16 protein-coding genes and 1 tRNA gene are annotated in these 15,473 nt (G+C 69.3%); 9 read left to right on the top strand and 8 right to left on the bottom strand.

Annotated elements, in window-relative coordinates:
* The 6 genes from CCN29_RS35310 to pknB form a co-directional block, all read left to right on the top strand.
* On the top strand, positions 1–122 hold a 122-nt coding region (locus tag CCN29_RS35310), incomplete at its 5' end, for an FHA domain-containing protein (RefSeq protein WP_442538255.1).
* A gap of 10 nt (positions 123–132) precedes the next feature.
* Positions 133–642: an FHA domain-containing protein FhaB/FipA gene (locus tag CCN29_RS07230; protein WP_086680598.1), complete on the top strand. Its 510-nt coding sequence runs from the start codon at positions 133–135 to the stop codon at positions 640–642.
* A gap of 132 nt (positions 643–774) precedes the next feature.
* A complete protein-coding gene (locus tag CCN29_RS07225; protein WP_037816706.1) occupies positions 775–2,316 on the top strand; it encodes a Stp1/IreP family PP2C-type Ser/Thr phosphatase in 1,542 nt (513 codons plus the stop codon).
* Positions 2,317–2,343: 27 nt separating this feature from the next.
* Positions 2,344–3,792, top strand: a complete 1,449-nt coding sequence (locus CCN29_RS07220; RefSeq protein ID WP_006134101.1) for an FtsW/RodA/SpoVE family cell cycle protein — start codon at positions 2,344–2,346, stop codon at positions 3,790–3,792.
* Positions 3,789–5,264, top strand: coding sequence for a peptidoglycan D,D-transpeptidase FtsI family protein (locus tag CCN29_RS07215; protein ID WP_006134100.1), 1,476 nt, complete (start codon positions 3,789–3,791; stop codon positions 5,262–5,264). Before CCN29_RS07220 ends, CCN29_RS07215 begins: the two co-directional genes overlap by 4 nt.
* A gap of 169 nt (positions 5,265–5,433) precedes the next feature.
* Positions 5,434–7,410: a Stk1 family PASTA domain-containing Ser/Thr kinase gene (pknB, locus tag CCN29_RS07205; protein ID WP_086680596.1), complete on the top strand. Its 1,977-nt coding sequence runs from the start codon at positions 5,434–5,436 to the stop codon at positions 7,408–7,410.
* An 86-nt stretch (positions 7,411–7,496) separates the two neighbouring features.
* Here pknB and CCN29_RS07200 read toward each other — a convergent pair whose 3' ends face one another.
* The 5 genes from CCN29_RS07200 to CCN29_RS07180 form a co-directional block, all read right to left on the bottom strand.
* Positions 7,497–8,255, bottom strand: a complete 759-nt coding sequence (locus tag CCN29_RS07200; RefSeq protein WP_006134098.1) for a class E sortase — start codon at positions 8,253–8,255, stop codon at positions 7,497–7,499.
* Positions 8,256–8,268: 13 nt separating this feature from the next.
* Entirely contained in the window at positions 8,269–9,402 is a 1,134-nt protein-coding gene (locus CCN29_RS07195) for a class E sortase (RefSeq protein WP_086680594.1), read from the bottom strand.
* Positions 9,399–10,037, bottom strand: a complete 639-nt coding sequence (locus CCN29_RS07190; protein ID WP_086680591.1) for an aminodeoxychorismate/anthranilate synthase component II — start codon at positions 10,035–10,037, stop codon at positions 9,399–9,401. Before CCN29_RS07190 ends, CCN29_RS07195 begins: the two co-directional genes overlap by 4 nt.
* Positions 10,034–10,243, bottom strand: a complete 210-nt coding sequence (locus CCN29_RS07185; protein ID WP_006134095.1) for a hypothetical protein — start codon at positions 10,241–10,243, stop codon at positions 10,034–10,036. Before CCN29_RS07185 ends, CCN29_RS07190 begins: the two co-directional genes overlap by 4 nt.
* Positions 10,244–10,404: 161 nt before the next feature.
* Complete coding sequence (locus CCN29_RS07180) at positions 10,405–11,187, bottom strand: DUF881 domain-containing protein (RefSeq protein ID WP_031018107.1); 783 nt, start codon at positions 11,185–11,187, stop codon at positions 10,405–10,407.
* A gap of 140 nt (positions 11,188–11,327) precedes the next feature.
* Between CCN29_RS07180 and crgA the strand changes: the two genes are divergently transcribed.
* Positions 11,328–11,582, top strand: coding sequence for a cell division protein CrgA (crgA, locus tag CCN29_RS07175; RefSeq protein ID WP_006134093.1), 255 nt, complete (start codon positions 11,328–11,330; stop codon positions 11,580–11,582).
* A gap of 302 nt (positions 11,583–11,884) precedes the next feature.
* On the opposite strand, the gene CCN29_RS07170 is transcribed toward crgA, so the two are convergent.
* Entirely contained in the window at positions 11,885–12,772 is an 888-nt protein-coding gene (locus CCN29_RS07170; RefSeq protein WP_086680589.1) for a rhomboid family intramembrane serine protease, read from the bottom strand.
* Positions 12,773–12,875: 103 nt separating this feature from the next.
* Complete coding sequence (locus tag CCN29_RS07165; RefSeq protein WP_006134091.1) at positions 12,876–13,403, bottom strand: peptidylprolyl isomerase; 528 nt, start codon at positions 13,401–13,403, stop codon at positions 12,876–12,878.
* Positions 13,404–13,740: 337 nt separating this feature from the next.
* Between CCN29_RS07165 and CCN29_RS07160 the strand changes: the two genes are divergently transcribed.
* A complete protein-coding gene (locus CCN29_RS07160) occupies positions 13,741–14,457 on the top strand; it encodes a DUF5324 family protein (protein ID WP_006134090.1) in 717 nt (238 codons plus the stop codon).
* Positions 14,458–14,624: 167 nt separating this feature from the next.
* Here CCN29_RS07160 and CCN29_RS07155 read toward each other — a convergent pair.
* Positions 14,625–14,697, bottom strand: a tRNA-Ala gene (locus CCN29_RS07155).
* 181 nt (positions 14,698–14,878) lie between these two features.
* Between CCN29_RS07155 and CCN29_RS07150 the strand changes: the two genes are divergently transcribed.
* Complete coding sequence (locus CCN29_RS07150) at positions 14,879–15,427, top strand: helix-turn-helix domain-containing protein (RefSeq protein ID WP_006134089.1); 549 nt, start codon at positions 14,879–14,881, stop codon at positions 15,425–15,427.
* Positions 15,428–15,473 lie beyond the last annotated feature (46 nt).

The following is a 15,473-nucleotide window of genomic DNA, read 5'->3' as shown; positions in this document are numbered from 1 at the left end:
ACCTCGGCTCCACCAACGGCATCGTGGTGGACGGACAGCACACCACCCGCGCTACGCTCCGCGACGGCTCGCGGATCGTCGTGGGCAGCACCACCGTTATCTATAGGCAAGCCGAAGGGTGAAGCGGGGGCAATGTCAGAGCTGACCCTCACGGTCATGCGGCTGGGTTTCCTGGCCGTTCTGTGGCTGTTCGTGATCGTGGCCGTGCAGGTCATCCGGAGTGATCTGTTCGGCACTCGCGTCACCCAGCGCGGAGCCCGGCGCGAGGCCGCCGGCCGGCAGCAGGCGACCCGCCAGGCGCCGCCCCAGCAGCGCCAGCAGTCCGGCGGCCGCCGCGGCGGCCGCAACACCCCCACCAAGCTGGTCGTGACCGAGGGCACGCTGACCGGCACCACCGTCGCGCTCCAGGGCCAGACCATCACCCTGGGCCGGGCGCACGACAGCACGATCGTGCTGGACGACGACTACGCCTCCAGCCGCCATGCCAGGATCTACCCGGACCGCGACGGTCAGTGGATCGTCGAGGACCTGGGCTCCACCAACGGCACCTACCTGGACCGGACCCGGCTGACGACCCCCACACCGATTTCGCTGGGCGCACCGATCCGCATCGGCAAGACCGTCATCGAGCTGCGGAAGTAGTACGAGAATGAGCGAGCGGAGCGAGCACGCAGTGGGGGTCCTCACCCAGGGTCCCGGCGCGCTCCCGACCGGAGGGTGGGCAGTGTGGCTCGACACGACCGGCTGTACCCGGAGCCGACGGGCGAGGTGCGCATGAGTCTGTCCCTGCGCTTCGCCGCCGGATCGCACAAGGGCATGATCCGGGAGGGCAACGAGGACTCCGGTTACGCCGGTCCCCGCCTGCTCGCCATCGCCGACGGCATGGGCGGCGCCGCCGCCGGCGAGGTCGCCTCCTCCGAGGCGATCTCCACCATCGTCGCCCTCGACGACGACGTGCCCGGCTCCGACCTGCTCACCTCCCTCGGCACGGCCGTCCAGCGGGCCAACGACCAGCTGCGCATGATGGTCGAGGAGGACCCCCAGCTCGAAGGCATGGGCACCACCCTGACCGCGCTGCTGTGGACCGGCCAGCGCCTGGGCATGGTGCACGTCGGCGACTCCCGCGCCTACCTCCTGCGCGACGGCGTCCTCACCCAGATCACCCAGGACCACACCTGGGTGCAGCGTCTGGTGGACGAGGGCCGGATCACCGAGGAGGAGGCCACCACCCACCCGCAGCGGTCCCTGCTGATGCGGGCCCTGGGCAGCGGCGAGCACGTCGAACCCGACCTCTCCATCCGCGAGGTCCGGGCCGGCGACCGGTACCTGATCTGCTCCGACGGCCTGTCCGGCGTGGTCTCCCACCAGACGCTCGAAGAGGCGCTGGCCAGCTACCAGGGCCCCGAGGAGACCGTCCAGAACCTGATCGAGCTGGCGCTGCGCGGCGGCGGGCCCGACAACATCACCGTGATCGTCGCCGACGTCCTCGACCTGGACACCGGCGACACCCTGGCCGGGCAGCTGTCCGACACCCCGGTCGTGGTCGGCGCCGTCGCGGAGAACCAGAACCAGCTGCACGACAACGGCATCATGCAGACGCCCGCGGGCCGTGCCTCCGGCCTCGGGCGGCGGCGCGGCGGGGGCGGCGAGTTCGGCCCGCCCGGCAGCGGCGACGTCACCGGTTTCATCCAGACCGACGGTTTCGGCTACGGCGACGACGACTTCGTCAAGCCCGCCAAGAACCGCCGGTGGCTCAAGAGGTCCGCGTACAGCCTGCTCACGCTCGCCGTCATCGGCGCCGGCCTGTACGGCGGCTGGCGCTGGACGCAGACGCAGTACTACGTCGGCACCAAGGGCGAGCACGTCGCGCTGTACCGGGGCATCAACCAGGACCTGGCCTGGGTCTCCCTCTCGAAGATCGAGAAGGACCACCCCGAGATCGAACTCAAGTACCTGCCGCCCTACCAGCGCAAGCAGGTCGAGGCGACCATCGTCGAGGGCGATCTCTACGGCGCCCGGGAGAAGATCGAGGAACTGGCCGTCCAGGCCTCCGCGTGCAAGAAGCAGGCCGAGCGGCGTGCCGCCGACAGCGAGAGCAACGCGCGCACCGGCGAGGGCGAGGCCGGAGGCACCACGGGAACCACTCCCGCCTCCTTCGCGTCCAAGGCATCGCCGTCGCCGAACCCTTCCGGCTCGGCGCAGGCCCCTGACCCGGAGCAGTCCACGCCCCCGTCCACGACCGCACCCACTACCAGCCCCGGCCCCAGCCTCTCGGAGGAAGAGCAGAAGGTCGTCTCGCTGTGCGGTAAGCAGTAGGCAAGCCGTGAGAGGCCCTGTCACACGATGAGCAGTACTACCAATCCGTCGACGCAGCACACGTCCACGATCGGCGCCATCGGCGCGCCCAGCCGCCGCAACACCGAGCTGGCACTGCTGGTGTTCGCCGTCGTCATCCCGGTCTTCGCCTACGCCAACGTGGGCCTCGCCCTCGACGACCAGGTGCCCGCCGGGCTGCTGAGCTACGGCCTGGGACTCGGTCTGATGGCGGGCCTCGGCCACCTCGCCGTACGCAAGTTCGCGCCGTACGCGGACCCGCTGCTGCTGCCCCTGGCGACCCTGCTGAACGGCATCGGGCTGGTCGCCATCTGGCGCCTGGACCAGTCCGAGAAGCTCCAGGCGAGCCGGACCTTCGTGGAGGCCGCGCCGCGCCAGCTGATGTACTCGGCGATCGGTGTGGCCCTGTTCGTGGCCGTGCTGTTCTTCCTGAAGGACCACCGCGTCCTCCAGCGCTACACCTACATCTCGATGGCCGGCGCGCTGGTGCTGCTGCTCCTGCCGCTGGTCCCGGGCATCGGCCACAACGTCTTCGGCGCGCGGATCTGGATCAAGATCCCCGGCCTCGGCACGCTCCAGCCCGGTGAGTTCGCCAAGATCGTCCTCGCGGTCTTCTTCGCCGGCTACCTGATGGTGAAGCGCGACGCGCTGGCCCTCGCCAGCCGCCGTTTCCTGGGCCTCTACCTGCCCCGCGGCCGTGACCTCGGCCCGATCATCGTGGTCTGGATCATCTCCATCCTCATCCTGGTGTTCGAGACCGACCTCGGTACCTCGCTGCTGTTCTTCGGCATGTTCGTGATCATGCTGTACGTCGCCACCGAGCGGACCAGCTGGATCGTGTTCGGTCTGCTGATGTCCGCGGTGGGCGCCGTCGGCGTGGCGAGCTTCGAGTCGCACATCCAGACGCGTGTGCAGGCCTGGCTGGACCCGATGCGCGAGTTCGAGCTGAGCCGCGCCGGCGTCCAGGACGGCATCGTCCACTCCGAGCAGGCCATGCAGGCGCTGTGGGCCTTCGGCTCCGGCGGCACCCTCGGCTCCGGCTGGGGCCAGGGCCACTCCGACCTCATCGGCTTCGCCGCCAACTCCGACTTCATCCTCGCCACCTTCGGCGAGGAGCTGGGCCTGGCCGGCGTCATGGCGCTGCTGCTGCTCTACGCGCTGATCGTGGAGCGGGGCGTGCGCACCGCCCTCGCCGCCCGCGACCCGTTCGGCAAGCTGCTCGCCATCGGCCTCTCCGGCGCCTTCGCGCTCCAGGTCTTCGTCGTGGCCGGCGGTGTCATGGGCCTCATCCCGCTGACCGGTATGACGATGCCGTTCCTGGCCTACGGAGGCTCCTCCGTGATCGCCAACTGGGCGCTGATCGGCATCCTGCTCAGGATCAGCGACACCGCACGCCGTCCGGCGCCCGCACCCGTGTCCAACCCCGACGCCGAGATGACCCAGGTGGTCCGCCCGTGAACAAGCCCCTGCGCCGGGTCGCCATCTTCTGCGGCCTGCTCATGCTCGCCCTCCTCGTCCGGAACAACTGGATCCAGTACGCCCAGGCCGACAAGCTGCGGACGGACGAGAAGAACCGCCGGGTGGCGATCGAGCGGTACGCCACCCCGCGCGGCGACATCATCGTCGACGGCGAGCCCATCACCGGCCACAAGGCGACCGGCGGCGACTTCCAGTACAAGCGCACGTACAAGAACGGCGCCATGTGGGCGCCGGTCACCGGCTACGTCTCCCAGGCCTTCGGCGCCAACCAGCTGGAGTCCATCGAGGACGGCATCCTCACCGGCAACGACGACCGGCTCTTCTTCCGCAACACGCTCGACATGCTGACCGGCAAGAAGAAGCAGGGCGGCAACGTCGTCACCACGCTCAGCGGCGCCGCCCAGAAGGCCGCCTACGAGGGCCTGAAGAAGCAGGGCGGCAAGGGTTCCGTCGTCGCCCTGGAGCCGTCGACCGGCAAGATCCTCGCGCTGGCCTCGTACCCGTCGTACGACCCGTCCACGATCGCGGGCAACAGCCTCGAGACGGACGCCAAGGCGTGGCAGAAGCTGCAGAAGAAGAACAACCCCGACGACCCGATGCTCAACCGGGCGCTGCGCGAGGTGTACCCGCCCGGCTCGACCTTCAAGGTCGTCACGGCGGCCGCCGCGCTGGAGCACGGCATGGTCGAGGACGCGGACCAGAAGACCGACACCCCGCTGCCCTACATCATGAAGGGCACCACGACCGAGCTGAAGAACGAGGGCGACCTGCCCTGCAAGGACGCCACCCTCCGCGAGGCGCTGCGCGTGTCCTGCAACACCGTCTTCGGCAAGCTCGGCACGGACCTCGGCAACGAGAAGATGCTGGAGACGGCCAAGAAGTTCGGCTTCGGCGAGGAGCACTTCACCCCGGTGCGCTCCAGCGCCTCCATGTTCGACAAGGACATGGAGCCGTCGCAGGTCGCGCTGTCCTCCATCGGCCAGTTCAACACCGCCGCGACCCCGCTCCAGATGGCCATGGTCGCCTCCGCGGTCGCCAACAACGGCACGCTGATGAAGCCGTACATGGTCGACGAGCTCCAGACGCCCGGCCTCGACACCATCGAGAAGACGGACCCGGAGGAGATGAGCCGGCCGCTGTCGCCGGAGAACGCCCAGATCCTCCAGTCGATGATGGAGACCGTCGTCACCGACGGCACCGGCACCAACGCGCAGATCGACGGCGTCACGGTCGGCGGCAAGACCGGTACCGCCCAGCACGGTGAGAACAACAGCAAGAACCCGTACGCCTGGTTCATCTCCTACGCCAAGACCGACGACGGCAGCGCGCCCGTCGCGGTGGCGGTCGTCGTCGAGGACGAGGACGCGGTGCGTGACGACATCTCCGGCGGCGGCCTCGCCGCTCCGATCGCCAAGAGCGTGATGGAGGCGGTCCTCAAGAGCAAGCAGTGACCCCGGTCACGTCCGCTTCACATCGGTGCACGTTGCGGTACCGGTCCTGTATCGGCTGACGCACTTTGCCAGGGCACAGAAAAAGAGCCGGGTACGGTAGGCCCGGAACGCAGCCTCCGATCGCACAAGGGTGCCGGTCGGGACCGACGGAGAGGGCTGGTAGGTAGCTATGGAAGAGCCGCGTCGCCTCGGCGGCCGGTACGAACTGGGCCAGGTGCTCGGTCGCGGTGGAATGGCGGAGGTCTACCTCGCGCACGACACCCGTCTCGGCCGCACCGTGGCAGTGAAGACGCTGCGCGCCGATCTCGCGCGTGACCCGTCCTTCCAGGCCCGGTTCCGCCGGGAGGCCCAGTCGGCCGCCTCGCTCAACCATCCCGCGATCGTCGCGGTCTACGACACGGGCGAGGACTACATCGACGGGGTCTCCATCCCGTACATCGTCATGGAGTACGTCGACGGGTCCACGCTCCGTGAGCTGCTGCACAGCGGTCGCAAGCTGCTGCCCGAGCGGACGCTGGAAATGACGATCGGCATCCTCCAGGCCCTCGAGTACTCCCACCGGGCCGGCATCGTCCACCGCGACATCAAGCCCGCGAACGTCATGCTGACGCGCAACGGCCAGGTCAAGGTCATGGACTTCGGCATCGCCCGCGCCATGGGCGACTCCGGCATGACGATGACCCAGACCGCCGCCGTCATCGGCACCGCCCAGTACCTCTCGCCGGAGCAGGCCAAGGGCGAGCAGGTGGACGCGCGGTCCGACCTGTACTCCACCGGCTGCCTGCTGTACGAACTGCTCACCGTCCGGCCGCCGTTCGTCGGTGACTCCCCGGTCGCGGTCGCCTACCAGCACGTACGGGAGGAGCCGCAGCCGCCGAGCGTCTTCGACCCCGAGATCACGCCCGAGATGGACGCGATCGTGCTGAAGGCGCTGGTCAAGGACCCCGACTACCGGTACCAGTCGGCCGACGAGATGCGCGCCGACATCGAGGCCTGCCTCGACGGCCAGCCGGTCGCGGCGACCGCCGCCATGGGCGCCGTCGGCTACGGCGGCTACCCGGACGACCAGCCGACGACGGCGCTGCGCGCGGACGCCGGCCCGGGCGCGGGCGCCACCTCGATGCTGCCGCCCATGAACCCGGACGACGGCGGCTACGGCTACGACGAGCGTCAGAGCCGGCGCCGCCCGCAGAAGAAGAACAACACCAGCACGATATTGCTGGTCGTGGCCGGTGTTCTGGTCCTGATCGGCGCCGTTCTGATCGGCCGCTGGGCGATCAGCGGCGACAGCGTGGACAACAGCACCGTCGCGGCCCCCAACTTCGTCGGCGAGACCAAGGCGGACGCACAGAAACGCGCCGCCAACACCGATCTGCAGTTGGCCTTCACCGAGAAGCCCTGCGAGGACCAGGTCAAGGGCAACATCTGCGACCAAGATCCGGCAGCCGGGACCAAGGTGGAGAAGGGGGACACCATCAACCTGGTGGTGTCCACCGGTGCGCCGAAGGTCGCGGTGCCGAGCGTGATCGGCGACAGCGTCGAGGACGCCAAGGCCGAACTCGAGGGCGAGAAGTACGGGTTCGTCGTCGAGGTCGAGGAAGAGATCAGCGGCGAGGAACCGGGCACGGTCATCGAGCAGAACCCGGACCTGGGCGAAGAGGTGGAGAAGGGCACCACCGTCACCCTCACGGTCGCCAAGGCCGAGGAGAAGGCCACGGTGCCGGACGTCACGGGCAAGACGTGTGACGAGGCCACGGCCCAGATGACGGCCAACAACCTCACCGGCACCTGCGTCCAGGAGGAGACCGACGACCCGAACCTGGTCGGCAAGGTCATCCGCACCTCGCCCGGACCGAACACCCAGGTGTCCAAGAACACCACGGTGCAGATCTTCATCGGCAAGGCGAAGGCTCCCGAGAAGGTGGCCGTGCCCAAGGTCAACGGCCAGCGGCTCGAGGACGCCCAGCGCATGCTCCAGGACGCGGGACTCTCCGTCGCCGGTGTGCAGGGCCCGAACGACCCCAACGCCCGCGTGTTCGGCTCCAACCCCGCCCAGGACAGCCAGGTGGACAAGGGCAGCGGAGTGACCCTGTTCACGTTCGGCGGCAACGGCGGTGGCGGCGGAGACGGCGGCATCTTCGGCTGACCCCGGGTCCGAGGCACGACAAGAGCCCCGGCTCCCTCTTCGGAGGGGGCCGGGGCTCCTTGCTGTTCCCGTGAGGCGGGAGGCGCTCAGCGCAGTTCCTCCGGCGGGGTGCGGTTCTCGTCCACCTTCTCCGTGCGGACCAGTTCGCCCCAGACGATGTAGCGGTACTTGCTTGTGTAGATCGGCGTGCAGGTCGTCAGCGTGATGTAGTGGCCGGCCTTCTCGCGGCCGGACTCCTCGGGGACCTTGGCGAGGACGCCGACGTTGAACTTCGAGGTCTCCGGGAGGATGCCGAAGACCTTGTAGACGAACCACGTGTCCTTCGTCTCGAAGACGATGGGGTCGCCCTTCTCGATCTGGTGGATGCCGTGGAACTTGGCGCCGTGGCCGTCCCGGTGCGCGGCGAGGGCGAAGTTGCCCTTCTTGCCGGACGTCGGCAGCGTCGCCTTCACGGGGTCCGTGTAGTAGCCGGCCACGCCGTCGTTGAGGACCTTCATCGACGTGCCCTTCTCCACGAGGATGTCGTCGTCGCTCATCGTGGGCACGTGCAGGAAGCCGATGCCGTTCTTGCTGTCGTAGACGGCGGGCGCGTCGCGTTCGCCGCCGTCGGACTCGTGCGCCCAGGAGTCGCGGACCTTGTCCGCCTGGCGGTCCGCGGCGCGGTCCGCGACGACGTTCGTCCACCACAGCGAGTAGACGACGAACAGGCCGAGCAGCACGCCCGCGGTGATGAGCATCTCCCCGAAGAAGCTGATCACCATGGCCACCGGCCCCGGACGGCGGCGTCCCCGGTGCGGCGGGGACGCGTGGGTGTGCTGTGCGGTGTCGTCGGCGGTCGCTGCCACGTTTCCTCTGCCCTTAACTGACGAGCGCATCCGGCTTGCCCTTGCTGCGCGGCCGTTCCTCGACCATCTGGCCCCAGACGATCAAGCGGTACTTGCTGGTGAACTCAGGTGTGCACGTGGTCAGCGTGATGTAGCGGCCCGGTCCGGTGAAGCCCGAGCCCTTGGGCACCGGGTCGAGCACGCTGACGTTGCTCGGCGGCGTCACCGGCAGCATCGACGCCGTCTTGTAGACGAAGTACTCGTCCTGCGTCTCCACGACGATCGGATCGCCCGGCTCCAGCCGGTTGATGTACCGGAACGGCTCCCCGTGCGTGTTGCGGTGCCCCGCCAGACCGAAGTTGCCGGTCTTCGCGTCCGGCATCGCCGTCTTCAGCGCGCCCTCCGCGTAGTGGCCGACCATGCCCCGGTCGAGGACCTTCTTGCTGCTGATGCCCTCGGCGATCGGCACCACCACGTCCAGCTTCGGTATGTGCAGCAGCGCGAAGCCCTGCCCGGGCTCGAACGCGCCGGGCTTGCGCTCGCCGTTCGCCCAGTCCTGCTGGAGGTCGCTGGCCTCCTTGCCGGCCTGCGCCTGCGCGCGCACGTTCGTCCACCACAGCTGATAGGTGACGAACAGCAGCATCAGCACGCCGGTGGTGATGAACACCTCGCCGATGGCGCGGCTCGCGACGACCGCGGGGCTGGCCTTGCGCGCCCGGGCCTGGCGGCGCGCCTCCACCCGGGACAGCGGAGCCCGTGACGCCTCCTCAGAGGCGCTGTCGCCCCCTCTTTCGGCCGTGGACCCGTCCGCGGCCTTGTGAGAGCCTCCACGGCGCCCGTGGCGCTTCCTGGCGGCCTTCCTGCGGGCCGCTCTGCCTCCGGTCGGAGGATCCTCCTCGCGCGACGTCCGCGGGGGCGGGTCCGGGATGCGCAGCGCGACGGTCTCGTCGTCGACCGGCGGGAGCTGTGCGGTGGCGTCGGCGGCGCCCGCGTAGGCGGAGGGGCCGGCGGCGCCGCCCGTGTAGGGGTCGGGCGGCGCCGCCTGGCCGTACCAGCCGTCCCCGTACGCACCCTGGACCCCGTACGGCTGCCCGCCGTACGAGGTTCCCTGGTCGCCGGCGCCGTACCCGTGGGCGCCGGACTCGCGCTCGGGGCGCAGCGCCGTCACGCCGAGGACCTGCCCACCACCGGTGCGAGCCCCGCGGATCTCGCCACGGCGCCCGGGTCACCGCACTCCGCGAGCCAGTTGGCCAGCACCCGGTGGCCGTGCTCGGTCAGCACCGACTCGGGGTGGAACTGCACTCCCTCCACCGGGAGTTCACGGTGCCTCAGCCCCATCACGATGCCGTCCTCGGTGCGGGCCGTGACCTCCAGCTCGGCCGGTACCGTGGCCGGCTCGGCGGCCAGCGAGTGGTACCGGGTGGCGGTGAACGGGGAGGGCAGTCCGGCGAAGACGCCCTTGCCCTCGTGCGTCACCGGGGAGGTCTTGCCGTGCAGCAGCTCGGGGGCGCGGTCGACCACACCGCCGTACGCCACCTGCATCGACTGCATGCCGAGGCAGACGCCGAAGACGGGCACGCCGGTGGCGGCGCAGTGCCGCACCATGTCCACGCAGACGCCGGCCTCCTCGGGCGTTCCGGGGCCGGGCGACAGCAGCACGCCGTCGAACCCGTCCTGGGCGTGCGCCGTGGACACCTCGTCGTTGCGCAGGACCTCGCACTCGGCGCCCAGCTGGTACAGGTACTGGACCAGGTTGAAGACGAAGCTGTCGTAGTTGTCGACGACGAGAATGCGCGCGCTCACTGGTTGTCCACCGTCACATCGTTGAAGGGCAGCAGCGGCTCGGCCCACGGAAAGACGTACTGGAAGAGGACGTAGACCACGGCGGTGACCAGCACGAGTGAGATGAGTGCCTTCACCCATCCGTTGCCCGGCAGATGCCGCCAGATCCAGCTGTACATGCCGTCCCTTCCGTCGTACCACGGCACCAGACCCACGCCGTACGCCACCAGACTAACGGCGCAACGCCCTCTGTTTCCCGGCCTCCACAGGCTGTGTGACAAGCCGACCGGTTGCTGTGTGCACCCTTCAGTACGTGCCGCGAGGCCGATCGCCTCGATCAGCGGCGCATGTTCCACGTGAAACCGACAGGGCGGGGGAACGGCGGGTGTCAGTCCACGGGTTCGGCGTAGTGCAGGTCCACCGTGCCGGAGTAACCGGGCAGGGTCGTGGTCCCCTCGTCCTCGACGTTCCAGCCGAGGCCGTAGACGTTGACGTACACCATGTAGTTCTGGATCGCCGGTGAGGCGGCGAGCGCCTTCTTCAGCTTCTCCGGGTCCCCGACCGCGGTGATCGTGTACGGCGGGGAGTAGACACGGCCCTGGAGGATCAGGGTGTTGCCCACGCAGCGGACGGCGCTGGTGGAGATCAGCCTCTGGTCCATCACCTGGATGCCCTCGGCGCCGCCCTGCCACATGGCGTTCACCACCGCCTGGAGATCCTGCTGGTGGATGACCAGGTAGTCCGGCTGCGGCTCGGGATAGCCGGGGAGCTTGGCGGTGGCGTCCGGCGGGGCGTCGTTCAGGGTGACGGTGATCGCCTCACCCTTGAGCTTCTGGGTTCCGGCGCGCTCCTCGAGCTCGGCGAGCCGGGCGTCCTCGGCCTCGGTGCTGCCGTCGTCCCGCTCGGCGAGGGCCTCGACGTCCTTGCGCAGCGCGCCGTTCGACTCGTCCAGCTCGGCATTCTTGCGGCTGCGCTCGTGGATCAGGTCGGACAGCTTCAGCAGGGAGGCGTCCGTGCGGATGTTGGTGCCCTTGGCCGTGTCGAAACTGACGAAGAAGAGGAGACCCGCGAGGGCGAAGATGCCCACGGTGAGCACCCGCACCGGACGCAGACGGCGTGGGCGGGCCGCGGGACTGGATTCCGTCCCCGGGGAGTCGGCTGAATTGCTCAACGTACCCTTATCTCCTTCGGCGCCGTAGAAGCACTACGCTAACGGACGCCCGGGGGAGCACTCAGAGTCCCCTTGTACGCTGCCCCGAGCCCGACCCAGACCCTGCGCGGCCACGCAGCGCATCGACAGGAGAGACCCTCGTGCCGAAGTCACGTATCCGCAAGAAGGCCGACTACACGCCGCCTCCGGCCAAGCAGACGGCAGCGATCAAGCTGACCAACCGCGCCTGGGTCGCGCCGGTGATGCTGGCGCTGTTCCTCATCGGTCTGGCCTGGATCGTCGTCTTCTACGTCACGGACGGCTCGCTGCCCATCGACAAGCTGGGCAACTGGAACATCGTGGTGGGCTTCGGCTTCATCGCCGCCGGGTTCGGCGTCTCCACGCAGTGGAAGTAGCGCCGGACCGGGCTTCGCGCACGGCTGCGGCCGGCCACTGAGCCCCACCCTGCCCGGAGGGGTCCGCAGCTCTGGGCAGGGTTATCCCCTGAGTTATCCACAGGCCTTGTCCACATGTGGACAGGGGACCCGATCTGTGGATAACCCTCTTCGAGGTTGACGCCGGTGTGACAGAAACACCACCAACCGAATGCTTGTTCGTATAGCCCCTGACTTGCGGAAACAGCGGTCGGTGACCGAAGGCGGCATGCTTCTCGCACGGTGTGCACAAGATCCGGCACCGTCTGTGGACAAACTCCGGCTCAGGTGAGCTGCGCGGTCCTCACCAGCGTGATCAGCACGACCGCGCCCAGCACCAGCGCACACGTGCCGTACTGCACCAGCGCCCGCCGCTTACGCGGGGCGTGCACCATCGCGTAGCCGATGACGACTCCGGCGACCAGTCCGCCGATGTGGGCCTGCCAGGCGATGCCGCGCCAGCCGAAGGTGATGACGAGGTTGATCACCAGCAGGGCGACGATCGGCCGCATGTCGTAGCGGAGCCGGCGCATGAGTACGGCCGTCGCCCCGAACAGCCCGAACACCGCACCCGACGCGCCCAGCGAGGCCGTGCCGCCGCCGGCCAGCAGATAGGTCAGGGCGCTGCCCGCCAGACCGGAGATCAGATACAGCGCGAGATACCGCGCCCGGCCCAGATGCTGCTCCAGCGGCCCGCCCAGCAGCCACAGGCTGAGCATGTTGAAGCCGATGTGCCAGATCTCCTCGTGCGTGAACATCGAGGTCACCAGGCGGTACCACTCGCCGTCCGCCACGCCCTGGGTGGGCGTGAGCGGCGCCGGGGGCCAGGCGCCCACCAGGTAGAGGTCGGCCAGCAGTGACTTCTCGACCCACACGGCGAGGAAGACCGCGACGTTGATCCCGATGAGGATCTTGGTGATCAGCCGGGGATCCGCGGCGACGCTCCCGCCGGCCAGCGTGCGGGGCCGGGAGGCGGACGGCGCGTGACCCGTGCCCCCGCCGCCGCGGACGCACTCCGGGCACTGGAAACCGACCGACGCCTCGACCATGCACTCCGGACAGATCGGCCGCTCGCACCGGGTGCAGCGGACGCCGGTCTCGCGGTCCGGGTGGCGATAACAGCCCGGGACGCTGTGGGCGTCCTGCCGGGCATCGGCGGCCTGGTCGTCCATGAGATCCCCTAGGTCGTTGGAAAAGCCCCGCCCCGCCCATCCTTACGGATGAGCGGGGCGATTGGTTCCCTTGGAGGCTTTCGTGCCCCGGGGAGCGAAGGGCTCAGCCCTCGCGGATCTCGACCGACTCGATGACCACGTCGTTCACCGGACGGTCGGTGCGCGGGTTGGTCTGGATCGAGGCGATGGTGTCGACGACCTTCTGGCTGGCGGCGTCGCTGACCTCGCCGAAGATCGTGTGCTTGCGGTTCAGCCAGGCCGTCGGGGCGACCGTGATGAAGAACTGCGAGCCGTTGGTGCCCGGACCGGCGTTGGCCATCGCCAGCAGGTAGGGCTTGTCGAAGCGCAGGTCCGGGTGGAACTCGTCCCCGAACTGGTAGCCGGGGCCGCCGGTGCCGTTGCCCAGCGGGTCACCGCCCTGGATCATGAAGCCGCTGATCACCCGGTGGAAGACCGTGCCGTCGTAGAGCTTGTCCGTGGTCTTCTCCCCGGTCTGGGGGTGCGTCCACTGCCGCTCGCCCTTGGCGAGCTCGACGAAGTTCTTGACCGTCTGCGGCGCGTGGTCCGGGAAGAGCTGGACCTGGATGTCGCCGTGATTGGTCTTCAGGGTGGCGTAGAGCTGCGTAGCCACGATGTGCCTTCCGTTGTCTTTCCGTGACTCCCTGATCCTCGCACGGACCGGCCGTCCAGTCGCCCGGCCTCCGTACACAAGGGGTGTCCGAAGCCGTACCGCTTGCGGAAACCGCCACGAGTCCTTCCGTGGCGGGGGCACATCGTGCCGATCCGTGGCATCGTCGGCGACACACACCCGTTGCACCCCATTCGCCCTCTTGCCCTCGATATCGCCGTCGGTCACCGAGGACGGCACCCGTTCGCCCGTCCGCGCATGCCGCGCGCCGACCCGGCAGGCATGATCCGGAAAAGGGTGGAAAGTCGAAATACCGTACGCCACCGAGGAGGAGGAACTCGTGACCCGCATCGACAGCGTGCGCGCCGCGACCGGTTCGGCGAAGGACAGCGTGCTGCACGCCGCGGAAGTGGTGGCGCCCTACGCCGACACGGCCAAGGTCAGGGCCGCGCACTACACGAAGGAGGCCCGCGTACGGCTCGCGCCCAAGGTGTCGCAGGCCGCGGAGCAGGCACGCGTGGCCGCGGAGCAGGCGCGCGTGCAGTACGACGCCCGTGTGCAGCCGTACCTGGAACAGGCCAGGACCCACGTGCCGCCGAAGGTCGACAAGGCCGCCCACCAGGCCGCCGTCCGTACGCGCCTCGCCGCGCGCCAGGCCGCGGAGTACTCCCGGCCGGTGCTCGAGCAGGCGGCGGCGGCCGCCGGACCCGCACGGGAGGAGGCCGCGGCCCGGAGCGCGGCCGTGCTCGCCGCCCTGCGGGGCCAGGTATCGGCCCGCCAGATCCAGAAGCTCGTGCGCAAGCAGCAGCGGCGTGCCGCGGCCGGCCGTGCGGCCAAGGTCGTGCTGATCCTGGGCGCCGTGGCAGGAGGCGCCTACGCCGCCTGGAAGTGGTGGGACAAGCAGGCCAACCCCGACTGGCTGGTGGAACCGCCGGCCGCGACGGACGTGTCCGGCTCCACCCTGACCTCCGTGGACGGGAGCGACGCCGGGACCCTGGATCCCGAGGTCGCGGCCAAGGAGGCCGAGGAAGAGGCCGCCAAGCGCGACGAGGACTGACCGCGGAATCTGACGGCCGGCACGGCCGGCCCGGTCGGCACGGCCGGCACGAGGAACGGCGCCAACGATGCGGCGGGACAGAGGACTTGCTCTCTGTCCCGCCGCGTCGTTTCACGTGAAACAAGACCCCTCACACCGCGTTCCCGCAGGTGGAGGGGTCTTCTCTGTGGAGCCTAGGGGAGTCGAACCCCTGACATCTGCCATGCAAAGACAGCGCTCTACCAACTGAGCTAAGGCCCCGGAGGGAATGCGTCCACCAGGACAAACAGATCCCGGCAGGCGTCCGGGACCAGAGTACCGGGTCCCCCGGGTGATTCCGCAAAAAGATTGGGGGTCCCCGTGACCAACCACTCTCCGTAAGATGCTCGGCGTGGTTCGCTCTAGCGAACCCACGGTTCAGGGGAAGCGATGGGGAGACGCAATGGACGCCGCACAGCAGGAAGCCACCGCCAGAGCGCGGGAACTGCAGCGGAATTGGTACGGGGAGCCGTTGGGGGCGCTCTTCCGTAGGCTCATAGACGACCTGGGCCTCAACCAGGCCCGTCTGGCGGGGGTGCTCGGCCTGTCCGCGCCGATGCTGTCGCAGCTGATGAGCGGCCAGCGGGCGAAGATCGGCAATCCGGCGGTGGTCCAGCGCGTGCAGCTGCTCCAGGACCTGGCGGGGCAGGTCGCGGACGGCAGCGTCAGCGCGGCCGAGGCCACGGAGCGCATGGACGAGATCAAGAAGTCCCAGGGGGGTTCCGTGCTCACCAACACCACGCAGACCACGAGCAGTTCAGGTGCTCCCACGGTCAAGCGCGTGGTCCGTGAGATCCAGTCCCTGCTGCGCTCGGTGGCGGCCGCCGGCGACATCCTCGACGCCGCCGACACCCTCGCGCCCACCCACCCGGAGCTGGCGGAGTTCCTCCGCGTCTACGGCGCCGGCCGCACGGCCGACGCGGTCACGCACTACCAGGCACACCAGAGCTGAAGCACCGCCCGGCGGCCGAAGAGGGTCGGCCGCCGGGCGGTGCTTC

Source organism: Streptomyces pseudogriseolus, assembly GCA_002154585.1.
Taxonomy (GTDB): Bacteria; Actinomycetota; Actinomycetes; order Streptomycetales; family Streptomycetaceae; genus Streptomyces; species Streptomyces pseudogriseolus.
This window is presented reverse-complemented; position numbering and strand designations above follow the sequence as displayed.

Excerpts from the sequence above, each read along its gene's own strand:
- CCN29_RS07230 (WP_086680598.1), top strand. The coding sequence starts at position 133 with ATGTCAGAGCTGACCCTCACGGTCATGCGGCTGGGTTTCCTGGCCGTT.
- CCN29_RS07225 (WP_037816706.1), top strand. The coding sequence starts at position 775 with ATGAGTCTGTCCCTGCGCTTCGCCGCCGGATCGCACAAGGGCATGATC.
- CCN29_RS07220 (WP_006134101.1), top strand. The coding sequence starts at position 2,344 with ATGAGCAGTACTACCAATCCGTCGACGCAGCACACGTCCACGATCGGC.
- pknB (WP_086680596.1), top strand. The coding sequence starts at position 5,434 with ATGGAAGAGCCGCGTCGCCTCGGCGGCCGGTACGAACTGGGCCAGGTG.
- CCN29_RS07170 (WP_086680589.1), bottom strand. The coding sequence starts at position 12,772 with ATGGACGACCAGGCCGCCGATGCCCGGCAGGACGCCCACAGCGTCCCG.
- CCN29_RS07150 (WP_006134089.1), top strand. The coding sequence starts at position 14,879 with ATGGACGCCGCACAGCAGGAAGCCACCGCCAGAGCGCGGGAACTGCAG.